The sequence below is a fragment of the Siccirubricoccus sp. G192 genome (assembly GCF_019084075.1).
In the GTDB taxonomy this organism is placed as follows: domain Bacteria; phylum Pseudomonadota; class Alphaproteobacteria; order Acetobacterales; family Acetobacteraceae; genus G192.
The window spans coordinates 4177023-4190737 of record NZ_JAHREN010000001.1 but is presented as its reverse complement, the minus strand read 5'-3'; the positions used below and the strand labels follow the sequence as shown (position 1 = coordinate 4190737).

Sequence of the window (13715 nt, the reverse complement as noted above, 5' to 3'; positions counted from 1 at the left end):
GCGGGATGCAGGCCGCGGCAGGGGATCTCGCCGGCCTGGCGCGCGAATTCGCGGCCGGGCACAGCTTGTTCTTCGATATCGGCACGCTGCGCGAGCCGGAATTCACCGGCATCCCGAATGTCGCCGCCAACCTGGCGCGGGAGGTGCTGGCGGCGGGGCTGCCCTGCCAGTTCTTCCTGGGCGAGAGCATCATCCGCCCGGAATTCCTGCGTTTCCTGCTGGAGACGAATGGCGGCAGCTTCTTCGGCTACCACCACCAGCTCGGGGAGACCGTGGCGGGGTCCCTGCTGGCGGCAGTGGCGGCGGCACCGCGCTCGGTCGGGCTGTTTCCGGCCGAGAAGCCCTTCCACCGGCTCTTCGACCTCGAATTGCAGGTGCTGCACGACTTCTCGACGCTGGCTACGCCCTATTTCCACTTGGCCGCCACCAATGACCTGCATGGCGCCAGCCTGCTGGCCGATATCGCCAGCAACGACCTGAATTTCTGCGTCTCGGAGGCCACTGCCGCCTATCTGCGGCGGCTCTGCCCGGAGAGCGCGGCACGGGTCGCGGTCAGCCACAACGGGGTGCGCTGGCCGGAGCATTTCGCGCCGGCTGCGGAGGCGCTGTTCGGCGGGCTGGATTTCGAGCCCTATGCCGTGATCCTCGGCACCATCGAGCCGCGCAAGAACCTCGAGATCGTCTTCCGCGCCCTGGCGCAGGACCGCGCCCTGCTGGAGCGCTACCGCTGGGTATTCCTCGGCAAGGCGGGCTGGCTCTTCGATTTCGAGGCGGCGGTGCGGCGCCATCTCGGCGCCATGCCGGCGGGCTTCAGCCATGCCGGCTTCGTCAGCGAGTTCCGTAAATATTGCCTGCTCAGGAATGCCCGCTTCACCCTCTATCCCTCGCTCTTCGAGGGCTTCGGGCTGCCGATCCTGGAAAGCTTCAGTCTCGGCGTGCCGGTGGTGCATTCCGCCTCCTCCAGCATGCCGGAGGTGGCGGGCGCGGCCGGCCACCCCTTCCAGCCGGACAGCGCCGGGAGCCTGCTCGCCGCGATCCATCGCCTGGAGGCGGCGCAGGCGGGGGATGCGCCGGGCCTGCGCCAGGCCTGCCTTGACCGCGCGGCGGGATTCCCCTGGTCGGGCATGCTGCGCACCATCCTGGCGGAGACGCTGATGCTCGCAGCGGGGCGGCGCTGATGCAGGCCGCTTCGCGCTCCCTGCCGCGGGTGCCGGGGAGCCGGTCGCTGCTCGGCGCCTTCGAGGGGATCGAGGGCGGCAGGCTGGCCTGCGGCTGGGTCTTCGATGTCGCGGAGCCGGAGCGGCGTTGCATCGTGCAATTGCGGATCGACGGCAGGCCGGTGGCGCAGGCGGAGGCGGGGTTGCCGCGCCCGGACCTCGGCGCCGGGCCGCGGGCGGAATGCGGCTTCCGGCTGGCGGTGCCGGCCGCGGGTTTCGACGGCGCCATCCATTGGGCGGAGGTCCGGCTGCTGCCGGAGGGGCTGCGGCTCGGCCCGGCCCGGCCGCTCACTGGGCTGGTCGCGGAGGACCGGCCAGAGGCGAGGCGCTTCTCGGTGAACAGTATCCTGCGGCTGCAGGATGGCCCGATCGACCTTGACCGGGTCTTCCCGCCAGCCTTCCTGGAGCGCCACGGGGTCCGCGCCGCGGTGGCCTATGCCTATGTCTGGCTGCTGAAGCGCCCGCCCGACCCGGACGGTTGGGAGCATTATGCCAGGCGCATCGAGGCCGGCGAGCTCACGCTCGGCGGCTTCCTGCGGGAGATCGGTGCTTCCGAGGATGCGGCGCGGGCAAGGCGCGCCGGCATCGACCTGCTCTCGGAATTCAGCCTCGTGCTGGCGGCGGCCAGCCGCCTTCCCGGTGCGGGGGGGTAGGGCCTGTTGGCGCCTGATCCAATCGAAGATGACGGCGCGGCGTTGCCTGCCCTTATGAGAGCTGGCGTTCTACTGGTGTTGGTCGTTGGGGCCGCCTTGAGTCGCTCCCGGAGGCTGGAGCGGCAGGGGCGTGGTCAGGCGCCGCGGAGAAAAAAGCACTTCATTTGATGCGGCCTGGGTCGCTCGGCCTTCAGGTCATCGGCGGGAGGTCTTGCCCTCCGATCCGGCTTTCCCCCCGCAACTGCGGAATTGTTCGGTGCCCCTCGGTTTTGTGCCTAAGGTGTGGGGCTTCGTGCTCCGCCGCGAGCGGCGTGGTGCGCAAGGCTATGCACCACCGGAGGGTCCGATCATGCTGCGACTGATCCGCGTTGCCGCCGCGCCCTGGTCGTGCCTCCGGGCAGAAGCGATCGCGCCAGCGCTGTCTCGGCGAGGGCTGCTCGCCGCGGTATGCGCGTGCTGTGCCGCAGGCGTGCTGGCGCCTGTTGCCGCTGGTGCCCAGATCGCATCGGGTGCGGTGCGGCCGCTGCATGGCCGGCTCGATGTCGCGGCGGCGGCGATCGAGGCGCGGATGATCGCTTGGCGCCGCGACATCCATCAAAGCCCGGAACTCGGCAACCAGGAAGTCCGCACCGCAGCGCTGGTCGCCACGCATTTGCGGCGCCTCGGCTACGACGTCAGGGAGCAGGTGGCGGTGACTGGGGTGGTCGGCACGTTGCGCGGCGATGGTGGCGATGGCCCGGTGCTGGCGCTGCGGGCCGACATGGACGCGCTGCCGGTCACCGAGCCTGCCGGGCTGCCCTTCGCCTCTCGCGTCCGCACTATATGGGCCGGCGAGGAGACCGGGGTGATGCACGCCTGCGGCCACGACTGTCATACCGCGATCCTGTTGGCTGTGGCGGAGGTCCTGGCGGCGCACCGGGCGGAATTGCGCGGGACGGTGAAGCTGCTATTCCAGCCGGCCGAGGAAGGCCTGCCGAATTTCGAGGTCGGCGGCGCCCGCCGGATGCTGGACGAAGGCGCCTTCGAAAACCCACGCCCCGATGCGGTGATGGCGCTGCACATGGTGCCGTTCCGCAGGCTAGGCGAGATCACCTATACGGTCGGCACCACGAACGCGAGTGGCGACGAATTCCGCATCGCGGTGCAGGGCCGCCAGACGCATGCAGCCTTTCCGTGGTCGGGCGTCGACCCCATTGTCGTCGGTGCGCAAATCGTCACTGCGCTGCAGACCATCGCGTCGCGCGAGGTCAATGTCGTAAGGTCTCCGGTAGTGATCTCGGTCGGCAGCTTCCGCGCCGGCAACCGAAGCAACATCATCCCTAACCGGGCGGAGCTGACCGGCACGCTGCGAGCCTTCGACGATGCCGCCCGCATCATGGCGCAGCGCCGGGTCAAGGAGATCGCCGAGGGCGTTGCCGCCAGCATGAACGCCACCGCCGAGGTGGTCTGGTCGCCGGCCGGGATCCCGTCCAATGCGAATGACCCGGCCTTGGCCGGACGGATGGCCCCGACCCTGGCGCGCATCGCAGGGCCGGGCAAGCTGGTGCCGAGCAGCCGAGGCATGGCGCTCGAGGATTTCTCCTATTTTTCGCGGGTGGTACCGGGTCTGTTCTTCAACATCGGCGTCACCCCGGCAGGCGTAGACCCGGCGACGGCTGCGCCCAACCACTCGCCGCTGTTCAAGGTTGACGAGGCAGCGCTTCTTGTGGGCCTGCGGGCGATGCTGCATCTGGTCGCCGACTACACCGGCAGCGGGTCCGCTTAGGCCACGGGGAGGCAGACCAAGGCCCCCGCGGCGGATGGCGGCGAGAGCTTCCTGAGCTCATGGCCTTGGCCAGCGCCACCTTAGGCCTGCCCAAACGTGGGGCCGTCGCCGGCATTGAGTTGCCTCTACGAAGGCTGTGGTCTAGCCACCCCAGGCGATGAAGGCGCCGTTCCTGTAGCCCGCCGCGGCCTTGCCGTAGCGGAGCGGCTTTTCCTCGGGCGTCAGGACCCGGCCGCCGGCGGCCTCCAGCACCGCCTGGCCGGCGGCGGTGTCCCATTCCATGGTCGGGCCGAAGCGCGGATAGACATCCGCCAGCCCCTCCGCCACCAGGCAGAATTTCAGCGAGGAGCCGATGGAGTTGCGCCCGGCCACCGGCAGCCCGGCCAGGAAGGCCGCCGTCTCGGCATCGAGATGCGAGCGGCTGGCCACCGCGGTCAGCCCCCCGGCCGGGCGCGGCCGGACCCGGATCGGCTGCCGGGTGGCCTCGCCGACCCGGCCGGCGGCGACATCGGCCTGCACCAGCGCCGCCTCGGCGCCCAGGACGCCGAGCCAGAGCTTGGCCAGCGCCGGGGCATAGACCACGCCGGCGACCGGGCGGCCGCCGGCGATGACCGCGATATTGACCGTGAATTCGCCGCTGCGGCTGACGAATTCCTTGGTGCCGTCCAGCGGGTCGACCAGCAGGAAGGTCTCGCCCCGCGCCCCGAGCCCGGAGGTGGCGATGGCCGCTTCCTCCGAGATCACCGGCAGGCCGGGGAATTCCGCCGCGAGGCGGGCAGCGATGACGGCTTCCGAGGCCAGGTCGGCGGCGGTCAAGGGACTGCCATCGGCCTTCAGATCAATCTCGCCCGGCGCTTCGTATACATTCATGATGCTGCCGCCCGCGGCGATGGCGATATCCGCCAGCCGCCAGGCGACGGGCACCAAGGCGGCAGGATCGGATGCCCAGGATTCAATCATGCTGAAAACCTTCATCCCTGTTCCGTCGGCGCGCAGCACTTGAGCATCCCCAAAGAAAAAAACCTGTAAGTCGAGGAAGTCGCTGGCCGGTGGTATCATCATAAGCTATTTTCCACCCATGGCTGTAGTGCCATTCCGTGTCCGATCCGGAGAGCCGAGTATGTCGACCGTAACAGCCGCGCAACTTTCGCCGCATCTGAGGCGACTGGAAGCCGAGTCCATCGCCATCATCCGGGAAGTCGCGGCCTCCTTCCGCAATCCTGTGATGCTCTACTCGATCGGCAAGGATTCGGGCGTGATGCTGCATCTCGCCCTCAAGGCCTTCCACCCGGGCAAGCTGCCCTTTCCCCTGCTGCATGTGGATACGACCTGGAAATTCCGGGAGATGATCGCCTTCCGCGACTGGATGGCGCGGGAGAAGGGGCTCGACCTCGTCGTCCACATCAACCAGGAAGGCGTGGAGCGCGGCATCAGCCCGGTGGCCTCCGGCTCCGCCCTGCATACCCAGGTGATGAAGACCGAGGGGCTGAAGCAGGCGCTCGACAAATTCGGCTTCGACGCGGCCTTCGGCGGCGCCCGGCGCGACGAGGAGAAGAGCCGCGCCAAGGAGCGCATCTTCTCCTTCCGCGGCGCCGGCCACGCCTGGGACCCGCGCAACCAGCGGCCGGAACTCTGGAGCCTCTACAACACCCGCATCCGGCAGGAGGAGAGCATCCGCGTCTTCCCGCTGTCGAACTGGACCGAATTCGACGTCTGGGATTACGTGCTGGCGGAGCGCCTGCCGGTGGTGCCGCTCTATTTCGCCAAGCAGCGCCCGGTGGTGAAGCGCAGCGGCACCTGGATCATGGTCGATGACGAGCGATACCCGCTCAATCCCGGCGAGGTGCCGGAGATGCGCTGGGTGCGCTTCCGCACGCTCGGCTGCTACCCGCTCTCGGGCGCGGTGGAGAGCCGGGCGGAGACGCTGGAGGAGATCATCGCCGAGATGCGCGGCGCCCGCACCTCCGAGCGCCAGGGTCGGCTGATCGACACCGACGAGGACGCCTCGATGGAGAAGAAGAAGCGCGAGGGCTATTTCTGATGGACACCAACGCCTATGCCGCCGACCAGGCGACCCGCGGCCTGCTGCGCTTCCTCACCTGCGGCTCCGTGGACGACGGCAAGTCCACGCTGATCGGCCGGCTGCTCTATGACAGCCAGCTCATCATGGAGGACCAGCTCTCCTCGCTGGAGAAGGACAGCCGCAAGCACGGCACCACGGGCGAGGAGATCGACCTCGCGCTGCTGGTGGACGGGCTGGAGGCGGAGCGGCAGCAGGGCATCACCATCGATGTCGCCTACCGCTTCTTCAACACGCCGCGCCGCAGCTTCATCGTGGCCGATACGCCGGGTCATGAGCAGTACACCCGCAATATGGCGACGGGCGCCTCCAATTCCGACCTCGCCATCATCCTGATCGATGCGCGCAAGGGCGTGCTGACCCAGACCAAGCGGCACAGCTTCATCTGCTCGCTGCTCGGCATCCGCAACATCGTGGTGGCGGTGAACAAGATCGACCTGGTGGGCTTCAGCCAGGATGTCTTCGACCGCATCGTCGGCGACTACCTGACCTTCGCCACCTCGCTCGGCTTCCATTCCATCGTGCCGGTGCCGATCTCGGCGCGCTACGGCGACAACGTCACCACGCGTTCCGGCAACATGCCGTGGTATCGCGGCACGACGCTGGTAAATTACCTGGAGACGGTGGATGCCGAGGCGGAGGCGGTGGACCGGCCCTTCCGCTTCTCGGTCCAGTGGGTGAACCGCCCGAACCTCGACTTCCGCGGCTTTTCCGGCACCATCGGCTCCGGCCGCATCGCCGTTGGCGACCAGGTGGTGGTGGCGGCCTCCGGCAAGACCAGCCGGGTGGCGCGCATCGTCACCGCGGATGGCGACCTGCCGGGCGCCGGTGCCGGCGATGCGGTGACGCTGACCCTGGCCGATGAGATCGACATCGCCCGCGGCGACCTGCTCTGCCCGCCCAGCCAGCGCCCGGCGGTGGCCGACCAATTCGCCGCGCATATCCTCTGGATGGATGAGGAGGCGATGCTGCCGGGCCGGCAGTACCTCATGCGGATCGGCAATCTCTGGACGCCCTGCTCGGTGACGAGCATCAAGCACCGGATCGACGTGAACACGCTGGAGCACCAGGCGGCCCGCAGCATCGAGCTGAACGGCATCGCCTTCTGCAACCTCTCCACCGCCAAGCCGGTGCCCTTCGACCCTTATGAAGAAAACCGGAGCACCGGCGCCTTCATCCTGGTCGACCGCTTCACCAACCGCACCGCCGCCGCGGGCATGATCGCCTTCCCACTGCGCCGCGCCACCAATATCCACCACGAGAGCAACCTCGTGGACAAGCAGGCGCGGGCGGCGCTCACCGGGCAGAAGCCGGCGGTGCTGTGGTTCACCGGTCTTTCGGGTTCCGGCAAGTCCACCATCGCCAAGCTGGTGGAGCTGGAGCTGAACCGCGCCGGCCGCCTGACCTATATCCTCGATGGCGACAACGTGCGGCACGGGCTGAACAACGACCTCGGCTTCACCGATACCGACCGCGTCGAGAATATCCGTCGCATCGGCGAGGTGGCGAAGCTCTTCGTCGATGCGGGGGTGATCGTGCTCTGCTCCTTCATCTCGCCCTTCCGGGCGGAGCGGCAGATGGTGCGGGAACTGGTGGAGCAGGGCGAGTTCCTGGAGATCTTCATCGACACGCCGATCGAGGAATGCATCCGCCGCGACCCCAAGGGCCTCTATGCCAAGGCGAAATCGGGCGCGATCCCGAATTTCACCGGCATCGACAGCCCCTATGAGCCGCCGACGGCGCCGGAGATCACCCTGACCACGGTCGGCACCTCGCCCGAGGCGCTGGCGCAGGACCTGCTGCGGCAACTCCGCGAGCGCGGCCACTCCGCGTGAGAGACCGGCGGCCGGGTGGCATGCGCCATCCGGCCGCCGGCGCTACACGGCAACGCCGGCCTGGCGCGCCCGCTCCACCATCCAGTGCCGGGCCGCCTGCATGTCCTCCAGGGAGCCGAAGGCGTTCATGTAGTGGCCCCGGAAGCCCTTCGCCTCCAGCCGGCGGAACATGTCGCCGAAGTCGAAATCGCCCTCGCCGGGGCGGAGATGCTCCTCATGGCCATTCCGCCAGCAATCGGCGAGGCGGACCTCCATGACGCGCTCCAGCGGAATGGCCTCGATGAAGCCCTCGACCCCATCGGGCATCAGATGCGCGTGATTGGCGGTGAAGGAGAGCGCGAAGGCGGGTGAGTCGATCCGCTCGTAGTAATGGCGCCACTCCTCGACCGTATGCGCCAGGTAGTGGACTTCCGCCTTCTCGGGCTCCTTGTTCAGGTTTTCCAGCAGCAGCCGCGCGCCGTGCTTCTCGGCATGCTCCACCATCCGCTGCAGCCTTTCGAGGCCGGCCTGCATCCGCATTTCGACATCGGCGGTGAAATGGTAGCCGGCATGCACCACGATCCATTCGGCGCCGAGCCGGGGTGCGATCTCGATATAGGCGCGGAGATAGGCATCCACCGCCTCTGACAGCAGCGGTGAATATTCCGCGACATTGACCGCGGAGAGGGTGTGCAGGCCGAGATGGATGCCATGCCCCTCGCAGGCGGCGCGGATGGCCCGGCAGCGCGCATCGTCGAACCGGGTGAAGGCATTGGCCCCGGTATCCAATGGATATCGATATGGCGCACCCCGTTGCGGGCGGCCCATTCGATGCCCTCCTCCAGCCGCGCCTTGCGGCCGATATCCACCCCGATCCTGTCGAGCAGCGACATTGCCTTCCTCCCCTGGCCCGCGCGATTGTTTACATCGCCGAAGCCGGGTGGCAACGTCCCGGGCAGGGAGCAAGAACAGCCCGGAAAGGTGCCGATGCCGGCCAGGTCCTGCCGCGATTCCAGAGTGCCGCAGCATGACGGCGGCGGCCGAGGCGACGCCTCCCCATGGACCCTGACGAGCGGCGCGGCCGGCGAGGCCGGGTGCCGCCCCGGGCAAGAATGCAGGATCAAGGGAGGACTCCGGGAATGCAGATGATCACCAGGCGCCAGCTCGCGGCGATGGCCGCGGCCATGGCTGCGATGGGCACGGGCGCCGCCGGCGCCCAGGAGATGCCGCCGCATGAGCGCGAACTGCATGAGGCGGCGCGGCGCGAGGGCGAGATCACCTGGTATTCCGGCCAGTACAGCGCCGAGGGATCGGAAGCGGTCGGCCGCGCCTTCGGCGAGCGTTATCCGGGGGTCCGCTGCAACGTCGTCCGCAGCACTTCGCAGGTGGCCTTCCAGCGGCTGTCGCAGGACAACCGGGCGGGTGTCGCGCAATGCGACGTCTTCAGCTCCACGGATTTCGGCCATTACAGCCTGCTGAAGCGGGAAGGGCGCCTGCTGAAATACCGCCCCGTGAATGCCGATGGGCTGCTGCCGGCGCTGCGCCATGCCGACCCGGATGACACCTACCAGTCGAGCTTCATCGGCCTCTACCTGCTCGCCCATAATACGCGGAAGGTCAGCGAGGCGGAGGCGCCGAAGAGCTGGACCGATGTGCTCGACCCGAAATGGCGCAACCAGCTCGCGGTCGGCCATCCCGGTTTCAGCGGGGCGATCGGCATCTGGGCGGTGCAGATGCGGAAGATGTACGGCTGGGACTACTTCAAGCGGCTGGAGCGCAACCGGCCGCTGATCGGCCGCTCCTCCATCGACCCGGTGACGGTGCTGAATGCCGGGGAGCGGTCGGTGGGCGTCGCGGTGCCCTCGGGCTCGACCCTGCTCAGCATCGAGCGCGGCAATCCGTTGCGGCTGATCTATCCGACCGAGGGGGTGCTGGCGACCATCTCGCCCTCCGCCATCCTGCGGAACGCGCCGCATCCGAATGCCGCCAAGCTCTTCATGGAATTCACCACCGGGCCCTACCTGTCGCAGACGGTGCGGCTGCTCTATGGCGAGTCCCTGCGGCCGGATGTACCGCCTCCGGAAGGATCGCGGCCGCTCGACCAGATCACCCTGCTCGCGCCGACCCAGGAGGAGGCCGAGAAGGGCGTGCCGGAAGTGCGCGAGCTCTGGCGCGACACTTTCGGCATCTGATCCCCAGCCGCAGGACGCCAGACGATGCCGGATACCACTATCGCCCTGCGGGAACCCGGACCCGCCGCCCGCCGGACCACCTGGTTCGGCCGGCTGCGGCATGTCGAGCCGGTGACGCTGCTCTGGGCGGTGCTGATCGCGGCGCTGCTGTTCCTGGTCGCCTTCCCGCTGCTGAAGCTGCTGGCTGTCAGTTTCGAGACCCAGGGCAGCGGCGCCTTCACCCTAGCGAATTACGGCACCGCCTATGGCCGCGCCCGCTATGTCGAGGCGCTGCTGAACTCGCTGACCCTCGGCCTCATCACCGCGACCATCGCGGTGGTGCTGGCGGTGCCGATGGCCTGGGCGGTGTCGCGCACCGACATGCCGGGCAAGGGCTTCACCTGGGCGGTGGTGCTGGCCGCCTTCGTCATGCCGCCCTATCTCGGCGCGGTGGGCTGGATCCTGCTGGCGGGGCCGAATTCCGGCTTCCTGAACCTGGCCTGGCGCTGGGCGACGGGGGCGGAGGACCCGCTCTTCGATGTCTACAGCTTCGCCGGCCTGGCGCTGGTCATCGCGCTGCATTCCTTCCCGCTGGTCTTCATCTTCGTGAAATCGGCGCTCGACCTGGTCTCCTCCGAGATGGAGGATGCGGCGAACATCCTCGGCGCCGGCACCTGGACCGCGATGCGCAAGGTGTCGCTGCCGCTGGTCTGGCCCTCGATCCTGGGCGGCTTCATCCTGGTCTTCCTGGAAACCATCGCACTGTTCGGCACGCCGGCCATCATCGGCATCCCGGCCCGCATCAATGTGGTGACCACCCAGCTCTGGCAGTTCTTCGAATATCCGGTGCGCGTGGAGGTGGCGGCGGCCTATGCCATGCCGCTGCTGCTCATCACGGTGGGGCTGATCGCGGCGCAGCGGCTGGTGCTGTCGCGCAAGGGCTTCGTCTCGCAGACCGGCAAGGGCGGCGAGCGGCGGCCGATCCGCCTCGGTCCCTGGCGCTGGCTGCTGTTCGGCTGGTGCGCGGGGGTCGGGCTCTTCGCGGTGGCGCTGCCGCTGCTGGTGCTGATCCAGGCGTCCTTCGCCAAGGCCTGGGGGCGGGGCCTCACGCTCGACAACCTGACGCTCAGGGATTACCGCCTGCTGCTCTTCGAGCATGAGATGGCGCTGACCTCGGTCTGGAACACCATCTGGTTCTCGGGGGTCGCGGCGACCCTGGCGGTGGGGCTGGCGCTGCTGATCGCCTATATCGTCGCCCGCAAGCTGGTGCCCTTCGGCGAGGCGCTGGGCTTCCTGGCCATGGCGCCCTTCGTGATCCCGGGCATCGTCATGGCGATCGGCTTCTATGCGGCCTATGCGCCGCCGCCGCTGGCGCTCTATGGTACGGCGACGCTGATCATCCTGGCCTTCACCGCGCGCTTCCTGCCGATCGCCTATGCCAATTCCACCGCCGCGATGCGCGCGGTGCATCCCGAGATGGAGGAGGCGGCGCGCATCCTCGGCAGCGGTCGGCTGCATGCCATCCGGCACGTCACCGCGCCGCTGGTGAAGAAGGCGCTGCTCGGCGGCTGGCTGATCGTCTTCATCGTCGCCTCGCGCGAATTGTCGGCCGCGGTCTTCCTGGTGGGGCCGCGGACCCGGACCATGTCCGTGCTGCTCTATGATTTGAGCGAGGCCGGCAATTTCGAGGTGCTGGCGGCCTTCGGCGGCATCCTGCTGGTCATCACCATGGTGTTCGTCGGCATCGGGATGAAGCTGGTCGGACGCGATTTCATGCTGCGGAGAACCTGACATGTCCCGCCTTCAGCTCCGTGGCCTGACCAAGGCCTTCGGCACCCTCACCGTCGTGGACGGCATCGACCTGGCGCTGGAGCAGGGGGAGTTCATCTCCCTGCTCGGCCCCTCCGGCTGCGGCAAGACCACCACGCTGCGGATGATCGCCGGCTTCATCGAGCCGAATGCCGGCAGCATCGAGCTGGATGGCGAGCGGATCTCCTCGCCGGGCTCCGTGCTGCCGCCGGAGCGCCGCCGCATGTCCATGATCTTCCAGAGCTATGCGATCTGGCCGAACATGACGGTGGCGGAGAATGTCGGCTTCGGCCTGAAGCTGCGCAAGCTGCCCGCGGCGGAGGTGAAGCGGCGGGTCCGCGAGATCCTGGATGTGGTCCAGATGGGGCACCTCGCCGGCCGCTACCCGGCCGAGCTTTCGGGCGGCCAGCAGCAGCGCGTGGCCCTGGCCCGCGCCATCGTGGTGAAGCCGGCGGTGCTGCTGCTGGATGAGCCGCTGTCCAACCTCGACGCCAATCTCCGCGAGGAAATGCGCTTCGAGATCCGCCGCCTGCACGACGAGTTCCGCATCACCACCGTCTATGTCACCCATGACCAGGCGGAGGCCATGGCGACCTCGGACCGGATCGCGGTGATGAATGCCGGGCGGATCGAGCAGGTGGATGCGCCGCATATGCTCTATACGCGGCCGCGCACCCGCTTCGTGGCCGGCTTCGTCGGCCGCACCAACCTGCTGGATGCGCAATTGCGAGGCGATGAGATCGGCCTGGCAGGCTTCGCGCTCAGGGGGGAGGGGGTGGCCGGGATCGCCGAGGCGCGGCAGGGGCCGGTCCTGCTCTCGGTGCGGCCGCAAAGCGTGCGCCTCCATCGCGCGCCCCCGGGCACTGCGGATGGCAGGCTGGTGCTGCCGGGCGGCATCGCCGGGCGGGTCTATCTCGGCGAGGCCTGGGACTACCAGGTGCGGGTGGCGGAGGGCGAGCAACAGCTCCGCGTCGCCGCGCCGCCCTCCCAGGTGCATGAGGTCGGCGCGCCGGTCTGGCTGGGATTCGACCCGGAGCAGATGGCGCTGGTCGAGTAGGGTGGGTCTCTTCCCTATAGGCTAAGTAGGTGGCCAAAAGTCTTCTATCAGGTTCCTGAGCCAGAAGTGCTTTGAAGCCATCCCGGCCTTGCGGCACGCCTGCTGGGGTGTCAGTCCCAGCACCCAGTCTGCGGCATCGCTGGCCAGAGCATTCACCGAGGTGGCCTGCCGATTGGCGGCGATGAGCCGCTTCAGTTCGCGCCAGAGTTGGTCCATGGCGTTCAGTTCCGGAGCCTGCTTGGGCAGCCAAAGGAACCGGATGCCAAGCGCCGCGGCCAGCATCTGGGTGCGCGCGGCGGTGTGTGCGCTGGCCCGGTCGGCCAGGAGCCAAATCGTGCCGGCGGCGCGGTAGCGGCGTCGCACCTCGCGCAAGAAGACCTGCGCATCGGCAGCGCCGGCACGCGGACGGACGAGCACGACCCGGTGCGCGGTCCGCAGGTCGATCGCGCCGAACAGCACTCGCTTGGCGTTCGCGCCGGTGATCGGCACGGTGGCCTGCGTGCCCTTGAGAGCCCAGGCCGCGCGCAGCGGGGGAAACAGCCGCAGCAATGTCCAGTCGCAGCACAGCAGCACGTCGCCGGCGCGCCAGCCAGCGCGCAGGCGCCGGATTATTCCCCTTTTTTCTGGGCCAGATGTACTGCCCGTCCGACGTAGACGTAGCGGGGCCGCTTCCAGCGGTAGTTCGCCTCATGCAGGCGGCGGCGCAGCGTTCGGGCGCCGACCGTGATGCCGTGACGTCGGTGCAGATACTGCCTGAGCAGAGGCACCGTCCAACTCGTCGCCTGATAGCCGCAGCCGCGCGGGTCGCGTGCCAGGGCCGCCGCCAGGCGGCACGGAGTGAGCCGCGGGGCCGAGTGCGGTCGCCCGGGGCGCGGGCGGTCCGCCAGGGCGGCGGCATCATGGGCCGCCAGGTAGCGTTCGAGCCACCCGCGAACACTGAACCGTGTGGCGCGCACGTGCCGGGCCACCTCACTGATTGGCTGTCCTTCAGCGACCAGCAGCACCGCCTCGACCCGGCGGTACAACCGTGCCTCGCGCGCCACCGATAACACACGCTCAAGGCGGCGCCGATCGGCCGGAAAAAACCGCTGCACCTCACGCTTTGCATGTCCACGCATGCCAGCCAGTGTGCCAGCAAGATCAGACTGG

12 protein-coding genes are annotated in these 13715 nt (G+C 68.6%); 8 read left to right on the top strand and 4 right to left on the bottom strand.

Features of this window, described 5'->3' with window-relative positions:
* The first annotated feature begins 5 nt into the window (after positions 1-5).
* The 3 genes from KSF81_RS20240 (at position 6) to KSF81_RS20230 (ending at position 3635) form a co-directional block, all read left to right on the top strand.
* Positions 6-1178 carry a glycosyltransferase gene (locus tag KSF81_RS20240; RefSeq protein WP_217380493.1) on the top strand — a complete coding sequence of 391 codons (1173 nt, stop codon included), beginning with the start codon at positions 6-8 and terminating at the stop codon, positions 1176-1178.
* Positions 1178-1870: a hypothetical protein gene (locus tag KSF81_RS20235; protein ID WP_217380492.1), complete on the top strand. Its 693-nt coding sequence runs from the start codon at positions 1178-1180 to the stop codon at positions 1868-1870. Before KSF81_RS20240 ends, KSF81_RS20235 begins: the two co-directional genes overlap by 1 nt.
* A gap of 349 nt (positions 1871-2219) precedes the next feature.
* Positions 2220-3635 carry an amidohydrolase gene (locus KSF81_RS20230; protein ID WP_217380491.1) on the top strand — a complete coding sequence of 472 codons (1416 nt, stop codon included), beginning with the start codon at positions 2220-2222 and terminating at the stop codon, positions 3633-3635.
* 141 nt (positions 3636-3776) lie between these two features.
* On the opposite strand, the gene cysQ is transcribed toward KSF81_RS20230, so the two are convergent.
* Positions 3777-4595, bottom strand: a complete 819-nt coding sequence (gene cysQ / locus KSF81_RS20225; protein ID WP_217380490.1) for a 3'(2'),5'-bisphosphate nucleotidase CysQ — start codon at positions 4593-4595, stop codon at positions 3777-3779.
* Positions 4596-4755: 160 nt separating this feature from the next.
* Between cysQ and cysD the strand changes: the two genes are divergently transcribed.
* Together cysD and cysN are read left to right on the top strand one after the other, a co-directional pair.
* Positions 4756-5676 (top strand): sulfate adenylyltransferase subunit CysD, encoded by a 921-nt coding sequence (gene cysD, locus KSF81_RS20220; protein ID WP_217380489.1) that lies wholly within the window; start codon positions 4756-4758, stop codon positions 5674-5676.
* Entirely contained in the window at positions 5676-7550 is a 1875-nt protein-coding gene (gene cysN, locus KSF81_RS20215) for a sulfate adenylyltransferase subunit CysN (protein ID WP_217380488.1), read from the top strand. Before cysD ends, cysN begins: the two co-directional genes overlap by 1 nt.
* Before the next feature lie 42 nt (positions 7551-7592).
* On the opposite strand, the gene KSF81_RS20210 is transcribed toward cysN, so the two are convergent.
* Entirely contained in the window at positions 7593-8318 is a 726-nt protein-coding gene (locus tag KSF81_RS20210; RefSeq protein WP_254453649.1) for a sugar phosphate isomerase/epimerase, read from the bottom strand.
* Between the two features lie 350 nt (positions 8319-8668).
* On the opposite strand from KSF81_RS20210, the gene KSF81_RS20205 reads away from it, so the two are divergent.
* From KSF81_RS20205 to KSF81_RS20195, 3 genes are read left to right on the top strand one after another with little or no spacing between them, the layout of a single operon-like run.
* The gene (locus KSF81_RS20205; protein WP_217380487.1) at positions 8669-9721 is read left to right on the top strand and encodes an ABC transporter substrate-binding protein; all 1053 of its coding nucleotides are present in this window, start codon (positions 8669-8671) and stop codon (positions 9719-9721) included.
* A gap of 24 nt (positions 9722-9745) precedes the next feature.
* Positions 9746-11491: an iron ABC transporter permease gene (locus tag KSF81_RS20200; protein WP_217380486.1), complete on the top strand. Its 1746-nt coding sequence runs from the start codon at positions 9746-9748 to the stop codon at positions 11489-11491.
* 1 nt (position 11492) lies between these two features.
* Positions 11493-12566, top strand: coding sequence for an ABC transporter ATP-binding protein (locus tag KSF81_RS20195; RefSeq protein WP_217380485.1), 1074 nt, complete (start codon positions 11493-11495; stop codon positions 12564-12566).
* Between the two features lie 21 nt (positions 12567-12587).
* Here KSF81_RS20195 and KSF81_RS20190 read toward each other — a convergent pair whose 3' ends face one another.
* Positions 12588-13139, bottom strand: a complete 552-nt coding sequence (locus tag KSF81_RS20190; protein ID WP_217377317.1) for a transposase — start codon at positions 13137-13139, stop codon at positions 12588-12590.
* Between the two features lie 35 nt (positions 13140-13174).
* On the bottom strand, positions 13175-13684 hold the full coding sequence (locus KSF81_RS20185) for a helix-turn-helix domain-containing protein (protein WP_217377316.1): 510 nt from the start codon (positions 13682-13684) through the stop codon (positions 13175-13177).
* Positions 13685-13715: the final 31 nt, after the last annotated feature.

Excerpts from the sequence above, each read along its gene's own strand:
- cysN (WP_217380488.1), top strand. The coding sequence starts at position 5,676 with ATGGACACCAACGCCTATGCCGCCGACCAGGCGACCCGCGGCCTGCTG.
- KSF81_RS20205 (WP_217380487.1), top strand. The coding sequence starts at position 8,669 with ATGCAGATGATCACCAGGCGCCAGCTCGCGGCGATGGCCGCGGCCATG.
- KSF81_RS20235 (WP_217380492.1), top strand. The coding sequence starts at position 1,178 with ATGCAGGCCGCTTCGCGCTCCCTGCCGCGGGTGCCGGGGAGCCGGTCG.
- cysQ (WP_217380490.1), bottom strand. The coding sequence starts at position 4,595 with ATGATTGAATCCTGGGCATCCGATCCTGCCGCCTTGGTGCCCGTCGCC.
- KSF81_RS20185 (WP_217377316.1), bottom strand. The coding sequence starts at position 13,684 with ATGCGTGGACATGCAAAGCGTGAGGTGCAGCGGTTTTTTCCGGCCGAT.
- KSF81_RS20195 (WP_217380485.1), top strand. The coding sequence starts at position 11,493 with ATGTCCCGCCTTCAGCTCCGTGGCCTGACCAAGGCCTTCGGCACCCTC.
- KSF81_RS20240 (WP_217380493.1), top strand. The coding sequence starts at position 6 with ATGCAGGCCGCGGCAGGGGATCTCGCCGGCCTGGCGCGCGAATTCGCG.
- cysD (WP_217380489.1), top strand. The coding sequence starts at position 4,756 with ATGTCGACCGTAACAGCCGCGCAACTTTCGCCGCATCTGAGGCGACTG.
- KSF81_RS20230 (WP_217380491.1), top strand. The coding sequence starts at position 2,220 with ATGCTGCGACTGATCCGCGTTGCCGCCGCGCCCTGGTCGTGCCTCCGG.
- KSF81_RS20200 (WP_217380486.1), top strand. The coding sequence starts at position 9,746 with ATGCCGGATACCACTATCGCCCTGCGGGAACCCGGACCCGCCGCCCGC.